The following is a 26333-nucleotide window of genomic DNA, read 5'->3' as shown; positions in this document are numbered from 1 at the left end:
GCGAGGGCCGACCGGCGGGAGCCATCGGCTCGGACGTCGACCACGCCCTCGCAGTGCTGCGCGGCGGGGGCCTCGTCGCGATCCCGACCGAGACGGTCTACGGCCTGGCCGCCGATGCCGAGCAAGCCGACGCCGTGCGCCGGATCTTCGCCGTCAAGGACCGCCCACCCGACCATCCGCTGATCGTCCACGTCCAGTCGCTGGCCGCGGCCCGCACGTGGACCACCCAGCCATTGCCCGCCGCAGCCGAGCAGCTTGCCCGAGCGTGCTGGCCGGGGCCGCTCACCGTGCTCGTCCCCCGCGGAGCTCGGGTGATCGACCAGGTCACGGGGGGCCGGGACACCGTCGGCCTGCGCGTACCTGCTCACCCGCTTACCGCCGAACTGCTCGAGCGCTTCGGGGGCGGGTTGGCCGCCCCGAGCGCGAACCGCTTCGGCCGGGTCAGCCCGACGACTGCCGAGCACGTGCTGGGCGACCTCGGCGACGACGTCGACTACGTGCTCGACGGCGGGCCATGCCCCGTCGGCGTCGAGTCGACGATCGTCGACTGCACCGTCACCCCGCCCCAGGTGCTGCGCCCCGGCGGGATCCCGACGGAGGACATCTCGCGCCTGCTCGGCGAGAGCGACGGACTCGGCCGGGTGAGTGGCGGACGGCGCGCCCCCGGGATGCTCGAGTCGCACTACGCCCCCCGTTGCCGGGTGGTGCTGGCCGAGTCCAGCGAGGCCGCGACCGCCCTCGCTGCCGCTGAGCGCATCGCCGCACGTGAGGTCGGTGTGCTCGATCCCGGGCCGGAAGACCTCGTCGCCTATGCACAGGGGCTCTACCGCTGGCTACGTGAGGCCGACGACGCCGGCGTGGCGGTGCTCGTCGCCGTGCTGCCACCGCCGGAGGGGCTCGGCCATGCCGTGCGCGACAGGCTGCAGAAGGCCGCCGCTCACCGCTAGAGGCGGTTGAGCTGTTCCACCCACAGGTCGCGCACCGCTTCCACATCGGGCGCCGCGCCGCCCGGCACCGCCGCCACCGTCAGGGTGATCGTGCTCGCCCCGGCGTCGGGTACGAGCTCCAGCCTGCACCAGCACGCGGTCGGCTCGTCCAGGTGCACCTCAAGCAGGTACGGCGGCTCGTCCACCAGCACCTCACCCATCCACGACGTCACCACCAGCAGAGCCTCGAACGCCTCGGCAGGCAGCGCCTCGATCACGAACGACGGCATGTCGGAAATGGCCCGGCCAGCGGCTGGGAAGCCGGGTTCAGCGGCGTCTTCCCGCACGACCTCGGGAGACGGCTCGGTGTGCAACAGCGCGGCCGCAGCCTCGAAAGCGGCGTTGACCGCACGCATCCGGTTCCCGTCGCCGCCGAGGTCCGGATGGGTTTCGCGGGCGATGCGCCGCCTGGCGACGCGAAGATCTTCGAGCGTCGCCTGCGGCGTCAGGCCGAGCACGGCGAACGGGTCATCGCCCACGGAACACGGGTGCTCGCTTCTCCATGAACGCCGCGACGCCCTCGCCGAAGTCGTCGGTGCGGAACAACGGCAGGAGCTGGAGGAACACGTGGTGCACGTTCTGCTCGAAGGTCTCGGTCTCCGCGGCGCGCATCATCCGCTTGATCGCTCGTACCGCGAGCGGCGCGTTGGCGGCGATCTCGCCAGCCAGCGCACCGGCGCGCTCGGCGAGCTCGGCCGCGGGCACGACGTGGTTGACGAGACCCAGCTCGTGCGCCTCGGTGGCGCTCAGCGTCCGCCCGGTGAAGGCGATCTCGGCCGCTCGGGCGTATCCGACGATGCGGGGCAGGAGCCACGTACCGCCGCTCTCGGGAAGGATGCCGCGCTTCGCGAAACCCGGGTTGAGCTTGGCCGTGTCGGCGGCCACCCGGATGTCGCAGCCGAGCGCGACGTCGAGTCCGTACCCTGCGGCTCCGCCGTTCAAGGCGCACACGGTGGGCGTGTCGAGGTTGTGCAGCACCACCGGTGGCGCCGTGCGCAGGTCGAGCTCGCCGGCGGCGTTGTCGAGCCCGCCGAGGCCCCCGAGCGTGCCCTTCGGGGCCGACATCTGCGACCCGAGGTCGAGGCCGGCGCAGAACGCCCGGCCGGCGCCGGTCAGCACGATGCAGCGCACCTCACGGTCGGCGTCGGCCTGCAACAGGCGCGCCGACAGGTCTTCGAGCATGGCCGCTGAGATGGTGTTCATCCGCTGCGGCGCATTGAGCGTGATCGTGGCAACGTGCTCGTCGACCGCGTACAGCACCTCGTCCGTCGGGGCAGTCATGACCGGGCACCGTAGCGGTTGCTCCTGCCAGCGAGTCGACCCTGCGGGGCGAGGCCGAGGCAGGAATGCCTAGCAATGACGGTGGGGCTCCACTACCGTCGCGCGCCAACACACATCACGGGTGGTCCTGGATCGCCCGTATCTCCTAGGGGGAGAACCAACAACATGCAGAAGACCCGCGCACGGCGCCTTGGTGCCCTGCTCGCCGGACTCGTACTCGTAGGCGCTGCCTGCGGTGGCGACGACGGCGGCGCAGACAGCACCGATGCACCGTCAACTGACGCCCCGTCCACCGACGCGCCGTCAACCGACGCCCCGTCCACCGACGCGCCGTCCACGGACGCCCCGTCCACCGATGCTCCGTCGGGCGGCGGCGAGCTGGAAGGCATGCGGGGCACGACACCAAAGGGTGCCGATGTCAGCGAGGAGTGGATCGCCGCGGTCAACGATGCCTGGGTGGCAAAGGGCAACGCGGCGCTGGTCGACTTCAACTACGCCGGCGAGTCCTACGACGCGGTGATCACCATCGCGCTCGCGGCCGCGGTAGCCGGCACCGACGGCAGCGCTCTCGGCAACGAGATCGTCGGCGTCACCCGGGACGGCGAGAAGTGCACCACGTTCGCCGATTGCATGGCGATCGTCGAAGCCGACGGCGACGTCGACTACGACGGCATCTCCGGCCCGCTCGACTTCAACGGCAACGGCGAGCCCCTCGCGGGCAGCTACGCGGTGCTCGAGTTCGGCGCCGACAACCGCCTCGACGACAGCCTCACCGAGATCCGCACGATCGAAGCCCCCGAGGCGATGGTCGTCGACCCGGTGCCGGTGGCCGTCGAGCGTGAAGGCGACGGCGTGCTGATGATCGGTTCGCTGCTGCCCGAGACGGGCAGCCTTGCGTTCCTCGGCCCACCCGAGTTCGCTGGCGTCGAGTTCGCCATCGACGAGATCAACGCTGCTGGCGGCGTGCTCGGCGCCGACGTCGAGTACTCCCAGGGTGACTCGGGCGACACGTCGACCGACATCGCGAGCGTCACCTCCGACCGCCTGATCGGCGAGGGTGTCGACGCAATCGTGGGCGCCGCTTCCTCGAGCGTCACGCTGACCGTGATCGACAAGATCACCGAGGCGGGTGTGGCCATGTTCAGCCCGGCCAACACCAGCCCCGCGCTGACCGACTACGACGACAACGGCCTGTACTTCCGCTCGGCTCCGCCCGACGGCCTGCAGGGCGCCATCGTCTCCAACCTGATCCAGGAAGACGGCAACGCGTCCGTCTACATCCTCAACCTGGACGACGCGTACGGCAACGGCATCGCCGGTGTGATCGAAGGCCTGCTCACCGACGCCGGCGTTGAGGTGCGCGGTGTGAAGGCCTACGACCCGACGGCGGCAAGCTTCGACGCCGAGGTGGCCGAGGTCGTCGCCGCCGATCCTGACGCGGTCGTGCTGGTCAGCTTCGACGAAGGCAGCCGCATCCTGCGCACGATGGTGGAGCAGGGTGTCGGTCCGCAGACGAAGAACCTGTACGGCACCGACGGCAACATGGGCAACGCGCTCGGCGAGAACTTCGACGCCGGCAACTGAGCCCACAAGACAATCAGTTCAACTTTGGAAAGGGGGCCCCGGGAAACCGGGGCCCCCTTTTCGCGTGCCCGCCCCCAATCCCCAAACCGCAAACCGCAGCTTGCGCGCCAATGTGTCAACCAAGCTGCGGCAGGAGCAGGTTCATTGACAGATTGGCGCGCAAGCTGCGCGCGGCGGTGGCCAGTGCTGGGGTCAGCCGCCGGTCGCGCGAGCGAGGGTGCCGAGGTACAGCTCGATCACGTTCGGGTCCGCGAGCAGTTCGCGCCCGGTGCCGGTGTAGGCGTTGCGGCCCTGGTCGAGGACGTACCCGCGATGCACCACCTGCAGGCAGCGCCGCGCGTTCTGCTCGACCATCAAGATCGCGACTCCGGTGGCATTGATCGCCCGGCACTGCACGAACACCTCGTCCTGCAGGATCGGCGACAGCCCGGCGGAGGGCTCGTCGAGCAGCAGCACGGAGGGCTTCATCATGAGGGCGCGCCCCATCGCCACCATCTGGCGCTCGCCGCCGGACAGCGCGCTGGCCTTCTGGCCGGCCCGCTCCAGCAGGCGGGGGAACAACGCGGTGACGTACTCGAACCGCTCGGCGAACAGCGAGCGCTTCAGGAAGCAGCCCATCTCCAGGTTCTCGCGCACGGTGAGGCTGGGGAAGACGTTCTTCGTCTGGGGTACGTAGCCGACGCCCATCGACACCAGCTCGTGGGCCTTGCGCCCGGTGATGTCGGCGTCGTGCAGCCTGACCGTCCCGGAGCGGATCGTGCACTGGCCGAGGACTGCCTTCAAGAGCGTCGACTTCCCGGCGCCGTTCGGCCCGATGATCCCGACGAACTCGCCCTCTTCGACGACCAGGTTGCAGCCGTTCAAGATGTTGACCTCGGGGATGTACCCGGCGACGAGCTCGGTTGCTTCGAGCACCGGCGCCTTCGCCGACACGGTGGGCTCGGTCATGTCGGATCCTCCAGCAGCGACTTGCCCTGATGGGTTCCGAGGTAGGCGTCGATCACCGCGGGGTTGGCCGAGATCTGGTCGGGTGTGCCTTCGGCGATCACCATGCCCTCGGCCATCACGATCACCCAGTCGGAGACGTCGTGGACCATGTCCATGTCGTGCTCCACGAACAGCACGGTCATCCCCTCGTCGCGCAAGCCGCGGATGTGGTCGTTGAGGCTCTGCTTCAGCGCCGGGTTGACCCCCGCCATCGGCTCGTCGAGCATCACCAGGCGGGGCTCGGTCATCAGCGCCCGCGCCATCTCGAGCAGCTTGCGCTGCCCGCCCGAGAGCGCTCCGGCGTATTCGTCACGCATGTGGTCGAGCTTGAAGCGGGTGAGCAGATCGAGGGCCCGACCCTCGATCTCGGCCTCCTGCGCACGCCACCGTGGCGGGAACATCCCGTTCCACCACTTCTCGCCCCGTTGACCCGTCGCCCCGAGCTTCATGTTCTCGATCACCGGCAACTTGGTGAGGCTCTTCGTCAGCTGGAACGTGCGCACCATGCCCAAGCTCGCGGTGCGGTGCGGGGCGACCCCGATCATCTCCCGGCCGTCGAACACCCACCTGCCGTTGTCGGGCTCGTCGAAGCCGGTGAGCAGGTTGAAGAACGTGGTCTTGCCCGCGCCGTTCGGCCCGATCAGGGCAGTGATCGACCCGCGCTGCACCTCGGCATGGTCGACGTCGACGGCGACGATGCCGCCGAACGTGCGCCGCACGCCGTCGGCGACGAGGATCGGATCGGGCTTGCGCGCCCCCGGGATCGGCTCCACCCCCGCCAGCGCTTCGCGCGCCGCCGTCGCGATCGGTCCGAACGTCCGCTCAGCGCCCATCGAAGGCCATCTCCTTGCGGTTGCCGAAGAGCCCCTGTGGTCGGTACACCATCAGCAATATCAGCAGCAATCCGATCAACGCGAAGTTCACCTGCCCGACCTGGGTCGAGGCGATGAGCGTGAAGTCGCCGATGCGGATCGGGCCGTTGCGGGTCCACTCCCGCAACACGCTGTCGACGAACACGAAGATGCCCCAGAACAGCATCGGGCCGACGATCGAACCGGCCACACGGGCGACCCCGCCGAGCACCAGCGCGGTCAGCACGTAGAACGTGACGTCGCGGCTGTAGTTGTCCGGCTGCACCGACCCCCGGTCGAGCGAGAAGATCATGCCGGAGAAGGTGGCGATGACGCCGCCGAGGATCAGAGCCTGCATCTTGTAGCTGTAGACGTTCTTGCCGAGGCTGCGCACGGCGTCCTCGTCCTCGCGGATCGCCTTCAGTACCCGCCCCCAGGGGCTCTTCATCAAGAAGTAGACGAGGGTGCCGAACAGGGCAACGAGAGCCCAGCCGACGACCATCGCCCACAGCTGACGACCGGTGAACGTGAACCACCAGAACCCGTACTCCTCGGCCTGCACCAGCCCGAGGTCGGTGCCGATGTCGCGGAACTGGCCGGAGAACTCGTTGATCCCGTCCGAGCCGCCGAAGAAGTGCTTGAACCGCACCGAGCGCACGATGAGCCGCAAGATCTCGGCGGCCGCGATGGTGACGATCGCCAGGTAGTCCGCGCGCAGGCGCAACGTGGGCAGGCCCATCAGCAGGCCGAGGATCAGCGCATACCCGATGCCGATCGGGATCCCCCACCAGAACGAGATGTCGAAGTAGTGCGCCGTCATGCCAAGGCCGTAGGCGCCGGCGGCCATGAACGCGGCCTGGCCGAAGTTGAGCAGGCCGGCGTAGCCGAACTGCACGTTCAACCCGATCGCGGCGATGGCGAAGTACACCGCGTTGATGCCGATGAACGACTTCACCGTGTTCTCGAGGATCGCCGACCAGTTCATCGTCCTCTCATCCCACTCGTTGTGCCTTGCCGAGGAGCCCCTGCGGGCGGAACAGCAGCACGAGGATCAGGATCAGCAGCGCCGGCGCGTTCTTCAGCTCGGTCGGCACCACGAGCGTCGAAACCTCGACGAAGACCCCGACGACGATCCCGCCGGCGAGCGCCCCGAAGGCGTTCCCCAGGCCACCGAGGGTGATCGCGGCGAACATCAGGAACAGCAGCCTGCCACCCATCTCGAACCCGACCTGTTCGTCCATCCCGCGGAAGACACCGCCGAGCGCGGCGAGTGCCCCGCCGGCGATCCACACGATGCGGATCACCTTCTGCGTGTCGATGCCGGTGGCCGAGGCGAGGTCGGGGTTGTCGGACACAGCACGCGTGGCCTTGCCGAGCTGTGTGTACTGGAGCGAGAGCGCCACCCCCACCAGGACGGCCAGCGACAGCAGCGTGACGACGAGGTCGCGCGGGGTGATCGTGATCGGCCCGAGCTCGATGCCTTCTTGCAGCGAGTACTCGCGCAGCGGTCGGGTACGGCCGCCGAACTGGAACAAGAACATGTTGCGCAGCAGGATCGACAACCCGACCGTGATCACCATCTGCGAGATCAACCCGATGCCGCGCCGCCGCAAGCGGGCGAAGAGCCCGGCGTTGAGCGCCCACCCGAACACACCACCGGCGACCGTCGCCAAGAGCGCAGCGATCACCAGATGGAACCGACCGTCACTGTCGACGAGGGGCAAGAAGCCGAGGAACCCGAGGAACCCGATGCCGGTGACGTTGAACAGGAACGCCATCATCCCGCCGAAGGTGACCATCTCCCCGTGGGCGAAGTTGGTGAGCCCAGTGGTGCCGAAGATCAACGACAGGCCGACCGCGCACATCGCGATCACCAGGCCGAGGCGGATGCCGTCGGCGAGACGCTGCGCGACACGCTCGAAGCCGCTTTCGTCTCCCGTCTGGGACTCGCCGGTGAAGAAGTTGACGATTCGCCTCGCCGTCGTGAACGACCCCTCGCTGACCGCCTGCTCGGCCGCCGAGTTCGGCGCGATCGTGATGCCGTCGGGCAGCGTCGATTCGTCGAGGCGCACCGTGTAGTCCGCTCGTGCCGGAACCGGAACGTCGGCGACGCCTTCGTCGTCGGTGACCGCCGAGCCGATCTCTGCGCCTTCGGCGTCGACGACCGTGATCGTGACCCCGGCGACGGGCTGATTGTCGGTTCCCCCGCTCTCGTCGCGCTGTTGATCGCGCACGATCGCGCGGATGGCGACTTCCTCGTCGTCCTGCGCCCTCGCAGGGGCGGCGCCGAAACCGAGAGCGAGGGCACCGAACGCGGCCAGAAGCGCCGTCGGGAACACGACGAGCACGAGCCAGGCTCGCCCTAGCTTTCGCTGGCCCAAAGTCTCCCCCCGAGGCATCCACGGGCACTGGTGGCCCGCGGCGTGCTATTCCACTCTGTCGTGTCGGTAGACGTCAACTACAGAATGCCCAGCGCCAAGTCGCGGCCCGCGCTGGCCGTCCTCTTGGCAGCGGTGCTCTGGGGGACGACCGGCACCGCGCAAGCGCTCGGCCCGGACGCGACGAGCGCGTTCGGGGTCGGCGCGCTGCGGCTGCTGGTCGGTGCGGTGTCGCTCGTCGTCACCGCGCTCCTGAGCGGGGCGACGGCCCATCAGCCCTGGCGCCGCTGCCTCCGCCCGCTGCTGGCAGGCGGTCTGGCCGTCGCCGCCTATCAGCTCATGTTCTTCGTCAGCACCAGGCGTGCAGGGGTGGCGGTGGCGACGGTGGTCACGATCGGCAGCGCACCGGTGTTCAGCGCGCTCGTCGCCATCGCCCGCGGCCGCGGGTTGGCCGCGCCCGCCGCGGCGGCCACGGCGGTGACGATCGCGGGCGTCGCCCTGCTCGGACTGTCCGGCACGGAGGGGTCCGACGCAGCCGGAGCCGCCAGATGGGGGATCGTCGCCGCGCTGCTCGCCGGTGCCGGCTACGCCGCCTACGCGGAGCTCGGGCGCGAGGCGATGGACCGCGGCATGCACTCGACGACGGCGATGGCCGGGCTGTTCACGGTCGGGGCGGCCGCTGCCGCGTTCGTGTTGCCGTGGCAGCCCCTCGGCTGGGTGGCGTCCGCATCGGGCCTGGTGATGCTCGTCCACCTGGGCGTGGTCACGCTCGCCGTGGCCTATGTGTCGTTCGGATGGGGGCTCCACCGCCTCCCGGTGCCGACGGTGGTCACGCTGACTCTCGCCGAGCCTCTCGTGGCGGCACTGCTGGCCGTGGTCGTGCTCGACGAGCGGCTCTCTGCCGCCGGCTGGGCGGGGGTCGGTGTGGTGGTGCTCGGCCTGGCGCTCACGGGCCGCGCCGCCCGCGCACCGGACACCGGTTCCGGCGCCTCGACTGATTACGGTCGACCGCCGTGAGCGAACCCCGCCCGGAACCGATCCACACCAGAGTCAGCGAACTGCTCGGTGTCGACTACCCGATCGTGCAGGCACCGATGGGCTGGATCGCGCGCGCGCAGCTCGCCGCTGCCGTGTCCGAGGCGGGCGCGCTCGGCATCATCGAGACGTCGTCGGGCGAGCTCGACGCGGTGCGCGCCGAGATCCTCGCGATGCGCGAGCGCACCGATCGCCCGTTCGGCGTCAACATCGCCCAGCTGTTCGTGCGCGACCCGGCGATCGTCGACTTCGTCGTCGAGCAGGGCGTGCGCTTCGTCACCACGTCGGCGGGCGACCCGACGCGCTACACGGCCAAGCTGAAAGACGCCGGGCTCACCGTCTTCCACGTGGTGCCGACCCTCGCCGCGGCAATGAAGGCCGTCGCCGCGGGTGTCGACGGGCTCGTCGTCGAGGGAGGAGAGGGCGGCGGGTTCAAGAACCCGCGCGACGTCTCGACGATGGTGCTGCTGCCCCTCGTCACCTCCCGTGTGGACGTGCCGGTGATCGCGGCCGGCGGGATCTGTGACGGCGTCTCGATGGCAGCCGCCTTCGCTCTCGGCGCGGAGGGCGTGCAGATGGGCACGCGGATGGTGTCGGCGGCCGAGTCGCCGGTGCACGACAACTGGAAGCGGGCCATCGTCGACGCAGCCGAGACCGACACGGTCTTCCTCAACCGCTTCTCCCGGCCCGGTCTGCGCGCGCTGCGCACCGAGCGCTCCAGCCGCCTGGAGCGTGACGAGCACGTCGACCTGAGCGAGTTCGGCAACGTCGCCGACCTGTACTTCGGCGGCGACATGGAGGCCGCGATCGCCCTCGCCGGCCAGGTGGCGGGGCGCATCGACTCGGTCCGCCCCGTCGCGGACATCCTCTACGACACGGTGAGGGAGTTCCGCTGCGTCGCGGCCTCCCTGGCCGCGTTCGCCTGACCGGGCTCCTGGCTCGGCGCCAGCGCCTTCCGGGTGGCGAGGACCAGCCACACCGCGGCGAGGAACACCGCCGTCGCCAGCGCGACGTGGATGGCGACGAGCGCCGCGGGCACGTCGTTGAAGTACTGCGTGTAGCCGACGGCTCCCTGCACGACGGCGAGGACGAGGAACGTCTCGAGCGGCTGGGCCAACACGGCGCGGTCGGTGCGGGACCGCCGGAGCAGCCACCAGCCGAGCACGACTGCCGCGGCGACGGCGGCCAACACCGCACCTGCGTGGATCCGGGCGACGTTCGAAATGTCGAACCCGAACCGGCGGGCCTCCTCGTCGCCGGCGTGGGGTCCCGTCCCGGTGACGACGGTGCCGCTCAGCACGGCGAGCGTGGTGAGAGCGGCCACGAGCCACACCAGACGGGTCGTGACGGGGCCGACCGCAGCCAGCCGGCGGGCGCCGTCGGGCTCGCCGGCCCGCTTGACGAGTACCAGGGCATTGGCGACGAGGATCATCGACAGCAGGAAGTGGCCCTGGTTCGCCGCCGGATGCAGATCGGTCAGCACCACGATCCCGCCGAGCACGATCTGGCCGACCACGCCGGCAACCAGGCCGAGCGACAGCCGCACGAGGTCACTCCGGCGAGGAACGCGCCAGATCGAGCCCAGCACCGCGAACGCCACGGCGATTGCGACCACACCGGTGAACAACCTGTTCAGCTGCTCGATCGCCCCGTGGCCGGTGGAGACGTCGATGATCCGCTCTTCGTTGCAGGCCGGCCAGTCGGTGCAACCGAGTCCGGACCCGGTGAGGCGCACCAGCGCCCCGGTGACCACGATCACGCACAGCATGACGAGCGCGACCACGGCGGTGCGCTGGTATCCGGCAGGGGTGACGCGACGCGGCGACATCGGGTTCGAGCGTAGGACCGCCGCGTCGGCGGCTCCCAGTCGCGTCGCCCGGTGGGGCTACCGTCGGTCGTCGTGCTGAGCTCTTTCGACGACTTCCCCATCCATCAGGGCACCTTGCCGGTCGCACACACTGCGACCGCGGACCTGAACCACTACGACCGCTACTTCTTCAACGGCTACACGACCGACGCCTCGCTCTACTTCGCGCTGGCGATGGGCCTCTATCCGAACCGCCACGTGGCCGACGCGTCGTTCAGCGTGGTGCGCGGTGGCACGGAGCAGGTCAACGTGCACGCTTCTCGCCGCGCGCCCGACGACCGTCGTGACGCGAACGAGGTCGGCCCGATGAGGGTGGTCGTGGTGGAGCCGTTGCAGACGCTCCAGCTCCTCGTCGACGCTCCCGAGCATGGGCTGCGCGCCGACCTGACGTTTCGCGCCAGGAGCACGCCGATCCAGGAGCCGCACTTCCTCCAGCAGGTCGGTGTGCGGGTGCTGTTCGACTACACGCGCCTCACCCAGTTCGGCACGTGGGAGGGCTGGGTCGAGGTGGACGGCGAGCGCACCGAGTGCGCCAGCTCCTCCACCTGGGGCTCTCGCGACCGGTCCTGGGGCATCCGGCCCGTGGGCGAGCGCAGTCCCACCGGCGCCCCGCTCGGCGACCCGCAGTTCTACTGGCTGTGGGCACCGATCTCCTTCGAGCGCTACAGCACCCACTTCGACGTGAACGAGTACGTCGACGGCCGGCGCTGGCACGAGACGGGGTTCGTGGCTCCCCTCGACACGCCGGCCGAGGCGATGCGCGCGATCGACTACCGCATCGAGTGGGAGCCCGGCACCCGCTACGCCCGGTCGTTCGAGATCGACCTCGTGCCGTGGGACGGCCCGGCGCGCACGGTCGTTCTCGAACCGCTCTACAACTTCATGATGAAGGGCCTCGGCTACACGCACCCGGAGTGGGGGCACGGAGTGTGGAAGGGCGAGCTCGCCGTGGGCGGCGACCGCTTCACGCTGCCGGTCGACGATCCCTGCGCGCTGGACCACACCCACATCCAGGCCGTCTGCCGCGCCCGCTGCGGCGACGACGAGGGCATCGGCATCCTGGAGCAGTTCGTGATCGGTGCACACGATCCGACGGGGCTGACCGGGCTGCTCGACGGCGCCCCGGGGGCGAAGCAGTAGCTCTGCCTGCTCACGTGTGGCGCACGGTCATCCCCCCGTCGACCACGATCGTTGCCCCCGTGACGAAGCTCGCCGACGGCAGGCAGAGGGCGAGGGTCATGTGCGCGACCTCCTCCGGGTCGCCGTACCGGCGCAGCGGCACCTTGCGCCTGGCATAGGTCTCCTTCGCCTCGTCAGGGATGCCCGCGGTCATCGCGGTGGAGATCGGCCCGGGACAGATCGCGTTGACGGTGACCCCGAACCGGCCGAGCTCCACCGCCAGGCTGCGCGTCAGCCCGGTGACACCGGCCTTGGAGGCCGAGTACGCGGCGATCCCGCCCGTGGCCACGATCGCCTCTGTCGAGGCGATGTTCACCACCCGTCCCCCGCCGTCGGCGGCGCGCAGGTGCTGCAGGGCGGCACGCACCAAGCGCACGTGGGCGCCGAGGTTGACCGTGAGCGTGCGTTCCCAGCCGGCCTCGAACTCGTCGTCGGGCGAGAACACCGAGGTCACCGCGGACACGCCGGCGTTGTTAACAACGATGTCGATCCCGCCGAGGCGTTCCACGACGTCGACGACGAGCTGTTGGATCGCCTCCCGGTCGGCGACGTCGACCACGAAGCCCTCCGCGGCGCCGATGCCGTGGGCCGCGCGCACCTCGTCGACCACCTGCAGCACCCGCTCGGCGTCGACGTCGACGACCGCGACCTGCGCGCCCTCGTCGGCGAACAGATGAGCCGTCGCCCGGCCCATCCCGCTGCCGGCGCCGGTGACCAGCGCTCGCTTGCCCGCGATCGACCTGGACAGCCTCGTAAGGCGAGCCATCAGTGAGCCTTCCTTCCTGGTCGCGCCGAGTGGCACCGGATCGGAAGAGACGGTAGGTGATCAGTCACCGGCGCCGCGACGTTCGAGATGCGCACAGCGGTGGCTAGCGTGCGGCAACGGTGAAGAAGCCGACCGTCGAAGAGCGCCGCACCGAGATCCTCGACATCACCCGTGAGGTACTGATCGAGCGCGGCTTCGCCCACACGCGCATCTCCGACGTCGCCTCGAGGCTCGGCGTGTCGACGAGTCTGATCCACTACCACTTCGACTCCAAGGACGAACTGCTCGCCGAGGCCTTCCGCCACGCCGCATCTCTCGACCTGGCCGAGATGGAGGCCGAGATCGAGGCCGCACCCTCCGCGATCGGCAAGCTCGACGCGCTCATCCAGCAGTCGGTGCCGGAGGGCAGCGACGACGTCGAGTGGATGCTCTGGATCGACGCGTGGGGCGAGGCGCTGCGCCATCCGGAGCTGAAGGCGATCAGCCAGGAGCTGGACCGCCAGTCGACCGAGCTCATCGAGCGGGTGATCGAGACCGGCCTGCGCTCGGGCGAGTTCCGCTGCGCCGATCCGCACGGCGCCGCCCTGAGGTTGACGTCGCTCATCGACGGGCTGGCGGTCCAGTTCGCCGCGCACGTCGACGTCGTCACGCGTGACCAGGTGATCGAGCACGTACGCGTTGCGGCGGCGGCGGAGATGGGGATCCGCGCCGCCGCGCTCGCCGATCCGGCCGGGCGCGGCGCCGTCGACACCAGTGCCGCGGCACCCACCACGTCGGAGGCGACGCCGCCCCCCAGCCCGGCCACCGAGCTCGCCATCCGGGCGCTGATCGACCGCTACGGCGACGCCGTACTACGGCGGGACGCCGAGGCGTTTGCCGCCACCTGGACCGACGACGCCCTGTGGGACCTCGGCCGCGGCGCCGTCGAGGGACGGCCCGCCGTGGTGAACGCGTTCGAGCGGGGCTTCTCCCGCTTCCGATGGGTGGTGCAGAGCGCGTCGACGGTGATCCTCGACGTCGACGAGGACGCCGGTACCGGCACCGGTCGGGTCACCATCGAGGAACGGTTCCAGCTCAACGACGGCACGCGTGGCCAGCTCGCCGCCGTCTACCACGACCGCTACCGGCGCACAGGCAGCGGATGGCGCTTCGCCGCGCGCCGGATGGAGCTGATCGACCGCTCTTAGCACTCGGTGACGGTGCGCAACAGGGACTTTCGACCGGGTTGACATCGACGCCCGACGGGCGCACCATCACGGCACAGATGCCGCTCGTGCGGCACCGGGCACACCCTTCGGGGGTGACCCTCTGGGAGTCCTGCCCCCGGCTTCGCCGGGGGCGGCTCCATCTTCGGGCCCGGGCGCGCCGAAGTGCGATATCTGGAGACAGACGGGTGTCCTGAGATATCGCACTTCCGGGCTGGCGGGCCAGCTACGACTCGGCCTCGACGCAGCCGAGCACCTGGTCGCGGAACTCGCCGGCCGCGTTGCCGTTGAACACCAGCGCGTTCTTGCTGACGACGTACTCGGCGTTGGTGCCGAGCATGTCGCTCAGGAACCCCTTCTCGGCCTCTGCCGCCGCCTCGCTCTCGAAGACGAAGACCACGACCGAGAAGCCAGCGGTGTCGGTCTCGTCCGCGGCGTTCACTCCGATCCCGCTGACACCCGACAGCAGCACCGCGCCGGGGGTCACCTGGAGCCCCGTGTCACGCAGGCACGATTCGACGGCAGCAGTCGTGAGCAGCTCCGCACCTGCCGGTGCGGTGCTCTCCGCCACCTCCGTCACCTCGGTCACCTCCGGTTCGGTGACCGCCACGCTCGTGTCGACCGTGCTCGTGGTGGGCGCGGTCGTCGTGTCGGGTGCGCCGCCGGTGGTCTGGGACTCGACCGTGCCCTCGGCGGTTGGTGGCGTCGAGACGCCGTCGTCGCCGCCACAGGCTCCGAGCAGCAGCGAAAGCGCGGCGATGACCGGTGACAACCAGCTCCTCCGCATTGCTACCTCCTCTCACCAGTCCTCCATGATGAGTGACGCGCCCGGCGCCACCGGGTGCAAGAGGACAAGGTTGGGAAGTGCGGCCCGCCCGCGGAGACGTCAGGGGCGGATCTCGTAGAACGCGTTCACCGCGTGGTCCACGTCGAGCTTGCGGAAGCGGGTGAAGCCGGCCTCGCGGGCCATCTCCTCGGCCCGGCGCATGGACAACCCGAGCGTGCCGAGACCCGCCCCGCCGGGCTCGCTCAGTGCCGAGGACATGCACGACAGCACGCTGATCCCGTACATCAACGAGGCCATCGGGTTCTTGGACGCGTTCTCCGCGAAGGTGTCCTGGGCCTTGATGTCGACGAGCAGCCAGGTGCCGTCGGGGGTGATCGCCTGGCGGATCGCGTGCATCATCCCCTGCGGGTCGGTCATGTCGTGGATGCAGTCGAAGGTGGTGATCAAGTCGACGGAGTGGTTCGAGGGCAGCGGATCCTGGCGGGGATCGTGGAAGTGCGCGTTCGTGCCGGCGGCCCCGGCCTCTTCCCGCTTCTGCTCGGCCCGCCCGAGCGCGTACCGGGAGATGTCGTAGCCGTGGAACTGGCTGGCCGGGAACGCGCCGGCCATCAACAGCACCGCGCCGCCGGCACCGCACCCGACGTCCGCGACGTGCGCGCCCGCGGTGAGCTTGTCGACGACACCGTCGAGCGCCGGCAGCACCACCGGCAGCAGGAACGCCCGGTTCCAGGGCTCGAAGCTGCGCTCGATGCCGACCGCGCCCTCCGGGCCGTGGCTGTCGTAGTCGAGCCCGAGTCCGGTGCGAAAGCACTCCGGCATCTCGCCGAGGGCGGCCATCGTCTGGGGCAGGCGGTGGAACATGCCCATCCCGAACGCCGGGTGATCGGAGGTGGCGAGCACGGCCGCGGCCTCGGGCGAAAGCGTGAAGCGCTCCCCCGTCGGGTCGAGCTCCACCAGGGCAGCGGCGGCCTGGTTGTACGCCCACTCACGCACCCAGCGCTCGTCGAGACCAGCGCGCGCGGCGAGCTCGGTGGTGGTGAGCGGCCCCTCCGCGTCTTTCAACGCCTTGTAGAGGCCGAGTTGGTCGCCGAGATGGATCATCCCCGACGTCACCGCGCCTTCGAGCTTGGTGAACACCAGGAACGAGTACAGCTTCAGCTTGTCAGGATCGAGCTCCCCCATGGCGGCCCACCCTAGGCACTAGGCGATGTTGATGAAGATCTGCTTGGTCTCCAGGTATGCGTCGAGGGCGTACGGCCCGAGCTCGCGCCCGATGCCGCTCTGCTTGTAGCCGCCCCACAGCGCCTCGGTGGGCGCCGGCTGGCTGTCGTTCACCCACACCACGCCGGCGCGTACCGCCCGGGCGGTGCGCAGCGCCTTCTTCAAGTCGGTGGTCCAGATCGCGGCCGCGAGGCCGTACTCGGTGTCGTTGGCGAGGCGGACGACCTCGTCGACGTCGGTGAAGGGGATCACCGTGGCCACCGGGCCGAAGATCTCCTCACGGGCGATCCGCAGATCGTTCGAGGCGGCCTCGAAGACCACCGGCGGCACGAAGTAGCCGTGCTCCAGCGCGGGGTCGCTCGGGGGCCGTCCCTGGTATGCCACACGCGCGCCCTCTTCGCGACCGATGTCGATGTACGACTCCACCCGGTGCTGTTGCTCGCGCGAGACGAGCGGGCCCATCGTCGTGGCCGGGTCGAGCCCGCTGCCGAGACGCAGCTCGGCCGCGGCGTCGCTCATCGCCTGCAGGACGTCGTCGTAGATGGCGGCCTCGACGAAGATGCGACTGCCCGCCGAGCACACCTCGCCCTGGTTGCCGAACACGCCGGCGGCCGAACCGGGAACCGCAGCCGCGAGATCTGCATCTGCGAAGACGATGTTCGGGCTCTTGCCGCCGAGCTCGAGCGTCACCCGCTTCAGCTGGTCGGCGCACGTCCTCATGATCAACTTGCCGATGTCCTTGGAGCCGGTGAACGAGATCTTGTCGACCATCGGGTGCACGAGGAGCGGCCCTCCCGCATCTGGGCCGAACCCGGTCACGACGTTCAGCGCGCCTGCCGGCAACCCGGCCGCTTCGGCGATCGCGGCGAGGCGCAGCGCGGTGAGCGGCGTCTGCTCGGCGGGCTTCAGCACGACTGTGCAGCCTGTGGCGAGCGCGGGCGCCACCTTCTGCGTCGCCATCAGCATCGGGTAGTTCCACGGCACGATCAGCCCGCACACCCCGACCGGCTCCTTGACGACGAGGCTCATCGCGTCGGGCCCCACCGGCGGGATGTCGCCGGTGATCTTCGTCGCCCAGCCCGCGTAGTAGTCGAGCTGGAACGCGACCTCTTCGATGTCGGCCCGCGCGTCGGCGATCGGCTTGCCGCAGTCACGCACCTCTAGCACCGCGAGCTCCTCGAGCTGATCGCGCACGAGCGCGGCCATCGCGTGGAGGATCCGGGCCCTCTCCCGCTCGGGCACCGCGTTGGACCAGGTGCCGTCGTCGAACGCGCGCCGTGCCGCCCGCACCGCGCGATCGACGTCGGCCGAGTCGGCCGCGGGCACCGTCGCGAGCTCCTCGCCCGTGGCGGGGTCGTGGGTCTCGAACACCTCGCCCTCGATGCCTTGCACCCAGCGACCGTCGACGTACATCCCGAGCGCGTCAGCCATGAGCGGACGCTAGCAACGGTTCATCTGGTGCGGTCGGTGACCGTGAGGTGCTCCAGGTCGCTCAGCCTGCTCAGGCTGAACGTGTGCCCGTCGCCGAGCTGCAGCGACTCGACGCGCGAGATCGAGCCATGGCCGAGGACGAAGCGCTCCCACTCCCACGGCGTCGGATCGAGGCCGAGCAGGTGACAGATGGTGACGCTGTTGGTACCCGCATGGGCGACGAGAGCGATGCGACGATCGGGAGCGTCGCATCTCCCACACCGGCAGCTCGTGCGAAGCTCTGCGCACGCCACGCTCGGCGAGGAAGGCCCGTGCGCCGGTGTGGATCCGCTGGACGAAGTCGCGTACCGGCTCGCCGCCTTCCAGGCCGAGCCAGCGCTGCTCGGCGGGACGGGCGCGGTCTTCGCGATAAGCCGCTTCGGCCTTGTCGCGAGGCGTGCCGTGCCAGATCGGGTTGCGGATCTCCTCCAGCCACGGGTCGACCACCTCGGCCCGGGCAAGAGCCTCCAACAGGGGGCGCGCGGTCTCGCGCGCCCGGACGAGAGGCGAGACGAGGACATCGTCGAACTGCTCGCCGGCGAGGGCTTCAGCCATCTGCTCGGCCTGGCGCCGGCCCCGCTCGGTGAGCGGGGGATTGTCGACGTTCCAGCCGTCACGGACCCACTCCGGCTCGCCGTGTCGGATGAGGACGATCTCCACGCCGCACGATGGTACGGCCAGTACGATGCCGCCGTGGCTGGCGGCCTCGACGAATCGACGGGCCAGGTGCTGCGTCCACCCGCCTGGCACCCGGATCCGCTCCGGCGCTGCGAGCTGCGCTACCACAACGGCCGGGCGTGGACCGCCGACGTCGCCGCCGAGGGCAAGCGCTACGTCGACCCGCTGGGCATCGGCGCGACCACCCCAAGCGCGGCGTTCTCTGCGGCCGGGGCGACCCGCCCGCTGGTCAGGCGCACGAGCGGGCTCGCGATCACCTCGTTGGTGCTCGGGCTCTGCGGCGTGGTGCTCGCCTGGCTGCCGTTCCTGTTCGTGCTCGGCGCGGTGGCGGGGGTGGGCGCCGTCGTCTTCGGTGTCGTCGCCCGGCGTCACACGCGCCCGGACGTGCCCCCTCCCGCAGGCCGTACGGGCCGGGGCATGGCCAACGCCGGGCTGATCCTCGGCCCGCTCGCTCTCGGCCTGGCGGTGGTCGGATTATGGATGACCACCGAACTGCTCGAGCTCGTCGACCCCGGCGAGTACACCGTCGAAGGGGGCGAGTGCGCCGCCGACGGCTCCTTCGCCACCCTGGAGGGCACCATCCGCAACGACGGTTTCCGCACGCGCTCGTACCTCGTCACCGTCGGGTTCGAGTCGACGGGCTCAGCCAGGACCCGCACCCGCGACACGGTCACCGTACGCGACGTCGCCGCGGGCGAGACCGAGCGCTGGACCGCCCGCACCCGCTGGCGCGACGACGAGGTGTCGTGCACGATCGTCGACGTCGGCGGTTCGCTGGCGGCTTTCGGGTCCGGCTGAGGCCGTACTTGCGGGACTCACACCTCGGGGTGCACCGGCAGGTCGGCGTGGCCGGCATGCGCGCTGATCCCACCGTCGACCGCCAGGGTGACCCCGGTGATGAACGATGCCGCGGGGCTGGCCAGGAACCAGATCGCCTCGGCCAGCTCGTGGGGCTGACCCCAGCGCTGCATCGGGATCCGCCGCGCCATCGCCGCGTGCACCTCGGGCAGGTCGTGTAGCGGCTTTGTCATCCCGGTCTCGACGGGCCCGGGGGCGACGGCGTTCACGCGGATGCCCTGCATCGCGTAGTCGAGCGCCGCCGCGCGCACCAGGTTGACGACCGCGGCCTTCGACGCGTTGTACGCCCAGTTGCCCGGGTCGGCCCGCAAGGCGGAGGTAGACGCCGTGGCGACGATCGCCCCTCCCCCCGAGGACCGCATCGCCGGGGCGGAGCAGGCGATGCCGAGGGCCACGCCGCGCACGTTCACCGCGAGCACCTCGTCGAAGCGCTCCATCGCCCCTGCGGCTTCGAAGGCAGGCGAACCGACCACCCCGGCGTTCAGCACGGCCACGTCGAGTCGCTGCCAGCGATCCATCGCCGCGGCGACCATCTCCCGGTTCGTCGCTGACCGCGCGACGTCACCGGTCACGGCGACGACGTCGTTGCGACCCGAGCACCAGCGCAGCCCGTCGGCGTCCACGTCGACCGCGATCACGTTGCACCCGCGCGACGCGAACAGCTCGGCCGTCGCCTTCCCGATGCCGCTCGCCGCTCCGGTGATCACCGCCACTCGAGCTTCGCTCACGGCAGCACCCTATGCGCAGCAGTCGACCGGCTCAGTCGGCGGCCGTCGTCGAGGCCACCCACGCGTCGTACATGCGGGAGTAGGTCCCGCCTGCTCCGACGAGGTCGGCGTGGGCGCCGTCTTCCACCAGGCGGCCGTGGTCGAACACGAGCACGCGATGGGCGCGGGCGGCGGTGGAGAGCCGGTGGGCGATGGCGATCGTCGTACGGCCGAGGGAGAGGTTCGACAGCGCCCGCGCCAGGCGCACCTCGGTCAGCGCGTCGACCGACGACGTCGCCTCGTCGAGCACCAGCACGTCGGGATCCACGAGCGAGGCCCGTACGAGGGCGACGAGCTGGCGCTCGCCTGCCGAGAGCTGAGAGCCGCGCGGCCCGACGCGGGTCTCCAGCCCGTCGGGCAGAGAGGCCAGCCAGTCGGCAAGACCGATCCCGGCGACCGCCTTCTGCAGGTCGGCCGGCGAAAGGGTGGGCTGGGCGAACGCCAGGTTGGCGCCGATCGTGTCGTCGAACAGGAACGGTTCCTGGGGCACCACCACCAGCCGCCGGCGCAGCTCGGCGTTGTCGACACGGTGCAGCGGCACCCCGCCGAGGCGGATCGAACCGGCCGTCGGGTCCGCGAAGCGGGCGATCAGGCGCCCGAGGGTGGTCTTGCCCGAGCCGGTCTCCCCGACGATCGCCACCTGTGAGCCGGCAACGAGCGAAGCGGAGACGTCGACGAGCGCGGGCGGCTCCTCGTCGTCACCGCGCTGGCGATAGGCGAACGTGACGTGGTCGATGGTCACGTCGAGGCGACCCGCGGGCAGATGCAGCGGATCCTCCGGGGGAGGCGGCCCGACGGGGATCTCCAGGATCCCGAGCACCCGCCGCAGGCCGGCGACGGCTGTCTGGGTCTGGTCGAGCACCTCGGTAAGCTCGGCGATCGGCTCCAAGAAGCGATACGTGAGGAACACGAAGCCGATCAGGGCGCCGGCGGTCAGACCGCTCCCTGGGCCGCGCCACACGCCGACGCCGATCACCGCGGCCACGGTCAGCACGCCGAACACCTCCCCGGAGGGGAACAGGAAGGCCGCGATCGTCCCGGCCTTGATCTGGGAGTCGCTGCGTTGCCGGGCGGCGACACGCGTGCGCTCCGAGTAGGAGGACGCGGCGCCGTACGCGTGCAGTGTCTCGGTGCCCGTCACCAGCTCACCCACCGACGCGAGCAGCTCGGCGTTGGTCGAGCGCGCCTCTTCGTACGCGGCCACCAGGTGGGCCTGCACGCGTCGCAACACGTAAGCGAGGGGCGCCGAGACGACCAACGCGACCACGGCCAGGATCCAGTCGTAGGAGAGCATCACCGCGGCGACGACGGCCATCAGCGTGCCGTCGAGCAGAATGGCCAGCCCGCCCCACGCGAAGAACTGCGCGAGTGTCTCGACGTCGGAGGTGACCCGCGCGACGAGCGCTCCCCGCCGCTCGTCGTTGTGGTCCTCCAGGCTCATCCGGTGGATGTGCTCGAACAGCCGCACACGCAGCCCGTAGAGCGCATGCTCCGCGCTGCGCCCGAGCCGGTTCACCGCCGTCCGCTGGGCGATGGTGGCGACGACTATCGCCACCGCCCCGATCACCGCCAGCCGCACGACCTCGTCGACGTCTACCTGGCCCGCCGCCAGGCCGCGGTCGATCACCTGCTGGACGAGGATCGGCACCGTCACCCGGCCGCCGGCACCGACCACCGCGAGCGCCAGCGTTATGCCGAACCCTCGCCGCAGGGCAGGGGCCGCCTGCACTCCCCGCCCGATCGTCGACACCGCTCCCCAGCGCGTGTACGCCTCGGTCATCCGGCCACCTCGTCCGGCGATGGTTCTTCGTCGAGCTCGGCGCGGTCGTGCTCGAAGGCGGCCATCAGCTCGGTGTACTCGGGAACCTCGGCCAGCAGCTGGGTATGGGTACCGTTGGCCCGGACGGTGCCGTCGACGAGGAACAGCACGGTGTCGGAGAGCGCGATCGTCGACGGCCGGGAGGCCACGGCGAGCACCGTTGTTCCGGCCAGTTCCTCACGCAGGTTCGCGAGCACCTTGGCCTCGGTCGCGGGGTCGAGCGCCGAGGTCGTGTCGTCGAGCAGCAGCACCGCCGGCTGGCGTACCAGGGCACGGGCGAGCGCGATCCGCTGGCGTTGACCGCCCGACAGCCCGACGCCCCGTTCGCCGAGCACGGTGTCGAGGCCGCGCGGCAGCTCGCGGACGAAGGCGGCCTCGGCCAGATCGAGCGCGGCGAGCACCTGTTCGTCGCTGTAGGAACCGCCGAGCGTCACGTTCGCGCGCACGGTGTCGGCCAGCAGGAACGGTTCCTGGAAGACGATCGCCCGGCCACCGGCAGGCAGCCCGATGCGGCCCGCGGCCGTCGGGATCAGCCCGGCCGTTGCCTGGAGAAGGGTGGTCTTGCCGGCACCGGTGTGGCCGACGACGGCCACCGTGCGACCCGCGGGCAGGGTCGCCGACACGCCGCGCAGCACGTCACGATCGGCTTCGTACCGGGCGACGACGCCGTCGAGCACCACCGGCGCTCCCTCCTCCGCGATGTCGAGTTCGGCGGCCGGGTCGGGAACGAGCGGATCGTCGAGGGTCGCGCGCACCCTGTCCCACCCGGCCTGGCTGTGGGGCAGCTCGCTCAGGGCGTAACCGATGAGCCGCAGCGGCCACACGAGCAACGTGAACAGGTAGACGAAGCTGGTCACCTCACCGATGGTCATGTCGCCCGAGCGCACCCGGTAGGCGCCGCCGACGACGAGCATGATGTTGACGATGCTCGGCAGGCCGTCGAGCAGGGACTCGAACACGCTGCGCAACGCCACCGCCTCGATCCGGGCCTGGCGCAGCCTGGACGCGATCACCGCGAGGCGCTCCGTCTCCCGATGCTCGGCACCGAACGCCTTCACCACCGTCACGCCTTCGAAGCTCTCGTGCACCGCGGAGGAGAGCGAACCGAGCTCTCGCTGCGCGGCATCGAAGTACTGGTCGACCCGGCGCTGGTAGACCACGTTCAGACCGACGAGCACGGGGAACACGCACGTCGCGGCGAGCCCGAGCGGTGGGTCGACGGCGATCAGCCAGCCGGACGAGACGAACACCATCAGCACCACGCTGCTCGCGAACGGCATCGGCGCGAGCACAGCGGTGGCAGCCTCCACGTCGACACCGGCGCGAGCGACGAGGTCGCCGGTGGACTGCCGTCGGTGCCACGGCACCGGCTGCGCGACGAGCCGATCGACGACGTCACCGGACAGGGATTCGGCGACGCGCCAGACGGTGCGTCCCGCCCATGTGCGGCGCACGATCACCCCCGCGGCGCGGATGAACCCGATCGCCACGATGCCGCCGAGGCCGGCGAGCACCGTCGCCCTCGCCACCTCGCCGCTTTCGAACCGGGGCAGGATCACGTGGTCGGTGACCCACTGGAGCATCACCGACGACGCCACGGTGCACAGCGCGAACACGGCCGCACCGGCCACGGCGGTGAGGAACAGCCGGGGGTGATAGCTGAGCAGCGAGCGCAGCAGGGCCCAGCCTTCGCGCAGCCGCGACGGCGCGACACCAGGGCTTTCGACGGGCTCGGCCAAGGCGAGTCGTTCTACCAGCGCCTAGCCTGAAGACGTGGATCAGTTGAATCTCGGACTGCTCGTGCTGCGCCTGACGCTCGGCCTCTTCGTCGCCATGCACGGGTACAACAAGGTGTTCGGTCCCGGCGGGCTGGCGGGCACGACGCGGTGGTTCGGCGGCATCGGCATGCGCTGGCCCCATTGGCAGGCACGCCTCGCGGCAACGACCGAGATCGGCGCCGGACTGATGATGGCTGCCGGCCTGCTCACGCCTCTCGCCGCGGCAGGTCTGATCGGATTGATGCTCGTCGCCCTGGTCGTCGAGCACTGGAAGGTCGGCTTCTTCGTCTTCCGCCCCGGTCAGGGCTGGGAGTACGTGGGCATGATCGCTCTCGCCGCGTTCGCGGTGGGGACGATGGGCGCCGGCGAGTGGTCGCTCGACGAGGTCCTCGATTGGCACTACGACGGCTGGTGGGGCGCGATCGTGGCCGGTGGGCTCGGTGTGGGGAGCGCGTTGGTGCAACTGGCCGTCAGCTACCGGCCCCCGGCGAAGGCGCCGGCCGCCTGACGATGGGTTCACCGCGCCGGCGCTACCTCACCGTGTTGCTCACCCTCGTATCGGTGAGCATCGCCGCGTTCTGGGTGTGGGCCTTGTTCTTCGCCCCGCGGAGCAACGTCGCGAAGCTCGACGACACCGCCTGGGCCGAGCGCGCCGAGCAGATCTGCCAGCAGGCGAACACCGAACGCGCGGCACTGGTCGACACCCGCCGCATCGACGACGCCGGGCCGGACGCACTTGCCGAGCGGGCCGCGATCGTCGACCGGGCGACCGCAATCGTCGAGCAGATGTTGGACGACGTGGTCGCCGCGACGCCGACCGGCACCGACGACGCAGCCCTCCTCTCCCGCTGGGAGGAGTACTACCGGACGCTCATCGACAACCGCCGCGCTTATACCGACGTACTGCGCTCCGGGGAGAACCCGCCGTTTCGCGAAGGGGCACTCGACGGTGTGCCGATCAGCGAGTTCATCAACGACTTCACCATCGCGAACCGGATGAAGTCCTGCGCCGCACCCGCCGACCTCGCCGTCTGAAGCTGCAGCGTCGTCAGGGACGGATCCAGCCACTGCCCTCGACGTAGCGGCGCACGACCTTTGCCGGCGATCCGACGGCCACCGAGTAGCTGGGGATCACTCCGGTGACGACGCTGTTCGCGCCGATCACGACGTGTTCACCGATGTGGCTGCCGGGGAGCACCACGCTGCCGTGACCGAGCCAGGAGCCGCTGCCAATGTGCACCTCCTGCTCGGGCATCGACTGCTTGCTGATCGGCAGCGAGACGTCCTCGTAGCCGTGGTTCTGGTCGGTGATGTACACGTGGTGGCCCGTCCACACGTCGTCACCGATGACGATCTGGAAGTGGCCGACGACACCGCTGCCCTTGCCGATCAGGCACCGGTCGCCGATGGTCACCACCGGATCACGCACGCAGCGCTGACCGGGTGCCATACCCGCCGACAGCGTGGCCTGCGGCCCGATGATCGTGAACGCTCCGATGCGGATGTAGTGCTCGTTGAAGATCGTGTTGGGAGGGAAGCAGACGATGCTCCCCTCACCGAAGCCGCCGAAGCGCTTGCCGCGGCGGGTCAGCGGGCCGATCGCGCCGAGCTCGGTGGCCAAACCCCACGCGCGGTGCACAACCTCGCCGGCCGCGCGGCGTGCCGCGTCGACGGCGCGGATGCGCGCCGTGTCGGGTCGGGGCGGGCGTGACAACACGCCTGCGCACGTTAGATGGCACAGTGGGCGCGATGGCATCCCGGGAGGGCACCGGCTACCTCACCGACGTGCCCGGCGTCAGCGTCGGGCACCACCAACGCTGCGGGCGTGGCTGGCGCACGGGTACGACGGTGGTGCTGACGCCCGACGGCGCGACCGGCGGGGTCGACGTGAGAGGCGGCGGCCCAGGCACCCGCGAGACAGACCTGTTGCGCCCGGAGAACCTCGTCCAGCACGTCGACGGGATCTGCCTGAGCGGGGGCAGCGCGTACGGCCTGGCCGCGGCCGACGGCGTCGTCGCCCACCTCGCGACTGCCGGGATCGGCTTCTCCGTCGGGCCCGACCCGGCGTGGGTGGTGCCGATCGTGCCCGCGGCGGTGATCTTCGACCTCGGCCGCGGCGGTCGCTTCGACGCCCGACCGGACGCGACGTTCGGCCTGCGGGCCGCCCGCCGCGCGAGCCGCGGTCCCGAGCGCGTCGGCGCCGTCGGTGCCGGCACTGGTGCCGTGGCCGGGAAGCTCCAGGGTGGAGTCGGTTCGGCGAGCGCCACGTTGGCGGACGGCACCGTCGTCGCCGCGCTGGCCGTCGTCAACGCCGCGGGCGCGGTGATCGACCCCGACTCGGGTCTGCCGTGGGCGGCCGGCGGCCTCGGCCTGCGCCGGCCCACCCGCGCCGAACGGCGTGAGCTCAGCGATCACCTCGCCGCCGCCGGGCAGGCCGCTGCGGCACAGCTCAACACGACCATCGGCGTCGTGGCCACGTCGGCTCGGCTGACCAAGGCGGAGTGCACCAAGGTGGCCGCTGTCGCCCACGACGGCCTCGCCCGCGCCATCCGCCCGGCCCACTCCCTGCACGACGGGGACACGGTCTTCGCTCTTGCCACCGGGCACGGCGAGCTGACCGTGCCCGACACTGAGGCGGTGTACCGCTCCGGGAAGGGACGGCCGGCGCTCGTCGACGAGGTTCTGGCCGCGGGAGCCGACGTGTTCGAGCGGGCCTGTGCGCTGGCCGTGGTGACGGCTAGACGTTTGCCGGGCGGCCCACCCGCTTACGCGGATCTCTGCCCGAGCGCACTCGCGCCATGGCTCGCCAGGCGGTGAGCCGCGGGCATGCGGGCGA

26 protein-coding genes are annotated in these 26333 nt (G+C 70.6%); 10 read left to right on the top strand and 16 right to left on the bottom strand.

Features of this window, described 5'->3' with window-relative positions:
• Positions 1–23 precede the first annotated feature (23 nt).
• A complete protein-coding gene (locus IPM43_15240) occupies positions 24–947 on the top strand; it encodes a threonylcarbamoyl-AMP synthase (GenBank protein QQS26494.1) in 924 nt (307 codons plus the stop codon).
• Here IPM43_15240 and IPM43_15235 read toward each other — a convergent pair.
• Together IPM43_15235 and IPM43_15230 are read right to left on the bottom strand one after the other, a co-directional pair.
• Positions 944–1465 carry a J domain-containing protein gene (locus IPM43_15235; GenBank protein ID QQS24714.1) on the bottom strand — a complete coding sequence of 174 codons (522 nt, stop codon included), beginning with the start codon at positions 1463–1465 and terminating at the stop codon, positions 944–946. The two genes, IPM43_15240 and IPM43_15235, sit on opposite strands and share 4 nt — an antisense overlap.
• Entirely contained in the window at positions 1455–2267 is an 813-nt protein-coding gene (locus IPM43_15230; protein ID QQS24713.1) for an enoyl-CoA hydratase/isomerase family protein, read from the bottom strand. Before IPM43_15230 ends, IPM43_15235 begins: the two co-directional genes overlap by 11 nt.
• 630 nt (positions 2268–2897) lie before the next feature.
• Between IPM43_15230 and IPM43_15225 the strand changes: the two genes are divergently transcribed.
• The gene (locus tag IPM43_15225) at positions 2898–3851 is read left to right on the top strand and encodes an ABC transporter substrate-binding protein (protein QQS26493.1); all 954 of its coding nucleotides are present in this window, start codon (positions 2898–2900) and stop codon (positions 3849–3851) included.
• 192 nt (positions 3852–4043) lie between these two features.
• On the opposite strand, the gene IPM43_15220 is transcribed toward IPM43_15225, so the two are convergent.
• From IPM43_15220 to IPM43_15205, 4 genes are read right to left on the bottom strand one after another with little or no spacing between them, the layout of a single operon-like run.
• Positions 4044–4799, bottom strand: a complete 756-nt coding sequence (locus tag IPM43_15220) for an ABC transporter ATP-binding protein (GenBank protein QQS24712.1) — start codon at positions 4797–4799, stop codon at positions 4044–4046.
• Positions 4796–5671 carry an ABC transporter ATP-binding protein gene (locus IPM43_15215; protein QQS24711.1) on the bottom strand — a complete coding sequence of 292 codons (876 nt, stop codon included), beginning with the start codon at positions 5669–5671 and terminating at the stop codon, positions 4796–4798. Before IPM43_15215 ends, IPM43_15220 begins: the two co-directional genes overlap by 4 nt.
• Positions 5661–6674 carry a branched-chain amino acid ABC transporter permease gene (locus tag IPM43_15210; protein QQS24710.1) on the bottom strand — a complete coding sequence of 338 codons (1014 nt, stop codon included), beginning with the start codon at positions 6672–6674 and terminating at the stop codon, positions 5661–5663. The genes IPM43_15215 and IPM43_15210 overlap by 11 nt, the downstream gene beginning before the upstream one ends.
• A 7-nt stretch (positions 6675–6681) precedes the next feature.
• Complete coding sequence (locus IPM43_15205; protein ID QQS24709.1) at positions 6682–8037, bottom strand: branched-chain amino acid ABC transporter permease; 1356 nt, start codon at positions 8035–8037, stop codon at positions 6682–6684.
• 117 nt (positions 8038–8154) lie between these two features.
• Here IPM43_15205 and IPM43_15200 point away from each other — a divergent pair, with 117 nt between their 5' ends.
• Together IPM43_15200 and IPM43_15195 are read left to right on the top strand one after the other, a co-directional pair.
• Positions 8155–9084: an EamA family transporter gene (locus IPM43_15200; protein ID QQS24708.1), complete on the top strand. Its 930-nt coding sequence runs from the start codon at positions 8155–8157 to the stop codon at positions 9082–9084.
• A gap of 20 nt (positions 9085–9104) precedes the next feature.
• Positions 9105–10028, top strand: coding sequence for a nitronate monooxygenase (locus tag IPM43_15195; protein QQS26492.1), 924 nt, complete (start codon positions 9105–9107; stop codon positions 10026–10028).
• Here IPM43_15195 and IPM43_15190 read toward each other — a convergent pair.
• Complete coding sequence (locus IPM43_15190; GenBank protein QQS24707.1) at positions 9971–10930, bottom strand: heme A synthase; 960 nt, start codon at positions 10928–10930, stop codon at positions 9971–9973. The genes IPM43_15195 and IPM43_15190 overlap by 58 nt on opposite strands.
• A 72-nt stretch (positions 10931–11002) precedes the next feature.
• On the opposite strand from IPM43_15190, the gene IPM43_15185 reads away from it, so the two are divergent.
• Complete coding sequence (locus IPM43_15185; protein QQS24706.1) at positions 11003–12109, top strand: hypothetical protein; 1107 nt, start codon at positions 11003–11005, stop codon at positions 12107–12109.
• A 10-nt stretch (positions 12110–12119) separates the two neighbouring features.
• Here the strand turns inward: IPM43_15185 and IPM43_15180 are convergent, their stop codons facing one another.
• A complete protein-coding gene (locus IPM43_15180; protein ID QQS24705.1) occupies positions 12120–12914 on the bottom strand; it encodes an SDR family oxidoreductase in 795 nt (264 codons plus the stop codon).
• A gap of 119 nt (positions 12915–13033) precedes the next feature.
• Between IPM43_15180 and IPM43_15175 the strand changes: the two genes are divergently transcribed.
• The gene (locus IPM43_15175) at positions 13034–14101 is read left to right on the top strand and encodes a TetR family transcriptional regulator C-terminal domain-containing protein (protein ID QQS24704.1); all 1068 of its coding nucleotides are present in this window, start codon (positions 13034–13036) and stop codon (positions 14099–14101) included.
• A gap of 244 nt (positions 14102–14345) precedes the next feature.
• Here the strand turns inward: IPM43_15175 and IPM43_15170 are convergent, their stop codons facing one another.
• The 4 genes from IPM43_15170 to IPM43_15155 all read right to left on the bottom strand — a co-directional run bounded on the left by IPM43_15170 (position 14346) and on the right by IPM43_15155 (position 18257).
• Positions 14346–14906 (bottom strand): hypothetical protein, encoded by a 561-nt coding sequence (locus tag IPM43_15170; GenBank protein ID QQS24703.1) that lies wholly within the window; start codon positions 14904–14906, stop codon positions 14346–14348.
• A gap of 99 nt (positions 14907–15005) precedes the next feature.
• On the bottom strand, positions 15006–16088 hold the full coding sequence (locus IPM43_15165) for a class I SAM-dependent methyltransferase (protein ID QQS24702.1): 1083 nt from the start codon (positions 16086–16088) through the stop codon (positions 15006–15008).
• Between the two features lie 18 nt (positions 16089–16106).
• Positions 16107–17540, bottom strand: a complete 1434-nt coding sequence (locus IPM43_15160; protein ID QQS26491.1) for an aldehyde dehydrogenase family protein — start codon at positions 17538–17540, stop codon at positions 16107–16109.
• Between the two features lie 27 nt (positions 17541–17567).
• Positions 17568–18257, bottom strand: a complete 690-nt coding sequence (locus IPM43_15155) for a histidine phosphatase family protein (GenBank protein ID QQS24701.1) — start codon at positions 18255–18257, stop codon at positions 17568–17570.
• A gap of 33 nt (positions 18258–18290) precedes the next feature.
• On the opposite strand from IPM43_15155, the gene IPM43_15150 reads away from it, so the two are divergent.
• The gene (locus IPM43_15150; GenBank protein QQS24700.1) at positions 18291–19073 is read left to right on the top strand and encodes a DUF4190 domain-containing protein; all 783 of its coding nucleotides are present in this window, start codon (positions 18291–18293) and stop codon (positions 19071–19073) included.
• Between the two features lie 17 nt (positions 19074–19090).
• Here the strand turns inward: IPM43_15150 and IPM43_15145 are convergent, their stop codons facing one another.
• Genes IPM43_15145 through IPM43_15135 form a run of 3 tightly spaced genes read right to left on the bottom strand, consistent with a single transcriptional unit; the run spans position 19091 to position 23458 of the window.
• A complete protein-coding gene (locus tag IPM43_15145) occupies positions 19091–19861 on the bottom strand; it encodes an SDR family oxidoreductase (protein QQS24699.1) in 771 nt (256 codons plus the stop codon).
• 31 nt (positions 19862–19892) lie between these two features.
• Positions 19893–21680, bottom strand: coding sequence for an ABC transporter ATP-binding protein (locus tag IPM43_15140; protein ID QQS24698.1), 1788 nt, complete (start codon positions 21678–21680; stop codon positions 19893–19895).
• Complete coding sequence (locus tag IPM43_15135) at positions 21677–23458, bottom strand: ABC transporter ATP-binding protein (GenBank protein QQS24697.1); 1782 nt, start codon at positions 23456–23458, stop codon at positions 21677–21679. Before IPM43_15135 ends, IPM43_15140 begins: the two co-directional genes overlap by 4 nt.
• A 34-nt stretch (positions 23459–23492) precedes the next feature.
• On the opposite strand from IPM43_15135, the gene IPM43_15130 reads away from it, so the two are divergent.
• Together IPM43_15130 and IPM43_15125 are read left to right on the top strand one after the other, a co-directional pair.
• Positions 23493–24005 (top strand): DoxX family protein, encoded by a 513-nt coding sequence (locus tag IPM43_15130; GenBank protein ID QQS24696.1) that lies wholly within the window; start codon positions 23493–23495, stop codon positions 24003–24005.
• Positions 24006–24007: 2 nt separating this feature from the next.
• Entirely contained in the window at positions 24008–24532 is a 525-nt protein-coding gene (locus IPM43_15125) for a hypothetical protein (protein ID QQS24695.1), read from the top strand.
• 13 nt (positions 24533–24545) lie between these two features.
• Here IPM43_15125 and IPM43_15120 read toward each other — a convergent pair whose 3' ends face one another.
• Positions 24546–25253: an acyltransferase gene (locus IPM43_15120; protein QQS24694.1), complete on the bottom strand. Its 708-nt coding sequence runs from the start codon at positions 25251–25253 to the stop codon at positions 24546–24548.
• On the opposite strand from IPM43_15120, the gene IPM43_15115 reads away from it, so the two are divergent.
• Positions 25247–26314: a P1 family peptidase gene (locus IPM43_15115; protein QQS24693.1), complete on the top strand. Its 1068-nt coding sequence runs from the start codon at positions 25247–25249 to the stop codon at positions 26312–26314. The genes IPM43_15120 and IPM43_15115 overlap by 7 nt on opposite strands.
• The last annotated feature ends 19 nt before the right edge of the window (positions 26315–26333 follow it).

The organism is Actinomycetota bacterium (assembly GCA_016700055.1).
GTDB lineage: Bacteria > Actinomycetota > Acidimicrobiia > Acidimicrobiales > Ilumatobacteraceae > Kalu-18.
The sequence above is the reverse complement of the archived record's forward strand: the minus strand, read 5'-3'. Positions and strand labels throughout refer to the sequence as shown.

Coding starts and splice junctions, on each gene's coding strand:
- IPM43_15225 (QQS26493.1), top strand. CDS start 2,898: ATGGCGATCGTCGAAGCCGACGGCGACGTCGACTACGACGGCATCTCC.
- IPM43_15120 (QQS24694.1), bottom strand. CDS start 25,253: ATGCCATCGCGCCCACTGTGCCATCTAACGTGCGCAGGCGTGTTGTCA.
- IPM43_15215 (QQS24711.1), bottom strand. CDS start 5,671: ATGGGCGCTGAGCGGACGTTCGGACCGATCGCGACGGCGGCGCGCGAA.
- IPM43_15140 (QQS24698.1), bottom strand. CDS start 21,680: ATGACCGAGGCGTACACGCGCTGGGGAGCGGTGTCGACGATCGGGCGG.
- IPM43_15165 (QQS24702.1), bottom strand. CDS start 16,088: ATGGGGGAGCTCGATCCTGACAAGCTGAAGCTGTACTCGTTCCTGGTG.
- IPM43_15210 (QQS24710.1), bottom strand. CDS start 6,674: ATGAACTGGTCGGCGATCCTCGAGAACACGGTGAAGTCGTTCATCGGC.
- IPM43_15220 (QQS24712.1), bottom strand. CDS start 4,799: ATGACCGAGCCCACCGTGTCGGCGAAGGCGCCGGTGCTCGAAGCAACC.
- IPM43_15115 (QQS24693.1), top strand. CDS start 25,247: ATGGCATCCCGGGAGGGCACCGGCTACCTCACCGACGTGCCCGGCGTC.
- IPM43_15180 (QQS24705.1), bottom strand. CDS start 12,914: ATGGCTCGCCTTACGAGGCTGTCCAGGTCGATCGCGGGCAAGCGAGCG.
- IPM43_15230 (QQS24713.1), bottom strand. CDS start 2,267: ATGACTGCCCCGACGGACGAGGTGCTGTACGCGGTCGACGAGCACGTT.
- IPM43_15170 (QQS24703.1), bottom strand. CDS start 14,906: ATGCGGAGGAGCTGGTTGTCACCGGTCATCGCCGCGCTTTCGCTGCTG.
- IPM43_15200 (QQS24708.1), top strand. CDS start 8,155: ATGCCCAGCGCCAAGTCGCGGCCCGCGCTGGCCGTCCTCTTGGCAGCG.
- IPM43_15160 (QQS26491.1), bottom strand. CDS start 17,540: ATGTACGTCGACGGTCGCTGGGTGCAAGGCATCGAGGGCGAGGTGTTC.
- IPM43_15190 (QQS24707.1), bottom strand. CDS start 10,930: ATGTCGCCGCGTCGCGTCACCCCTGCCGGATACCAGCGCACCGCCGTG.
- IPM43_15125 (QQS24695.1), top strand. CDS start 24,008: ATGGGTTCACCGCGCCGGCGCTACCTCACCGTGTTGCTCACCCTCGTA.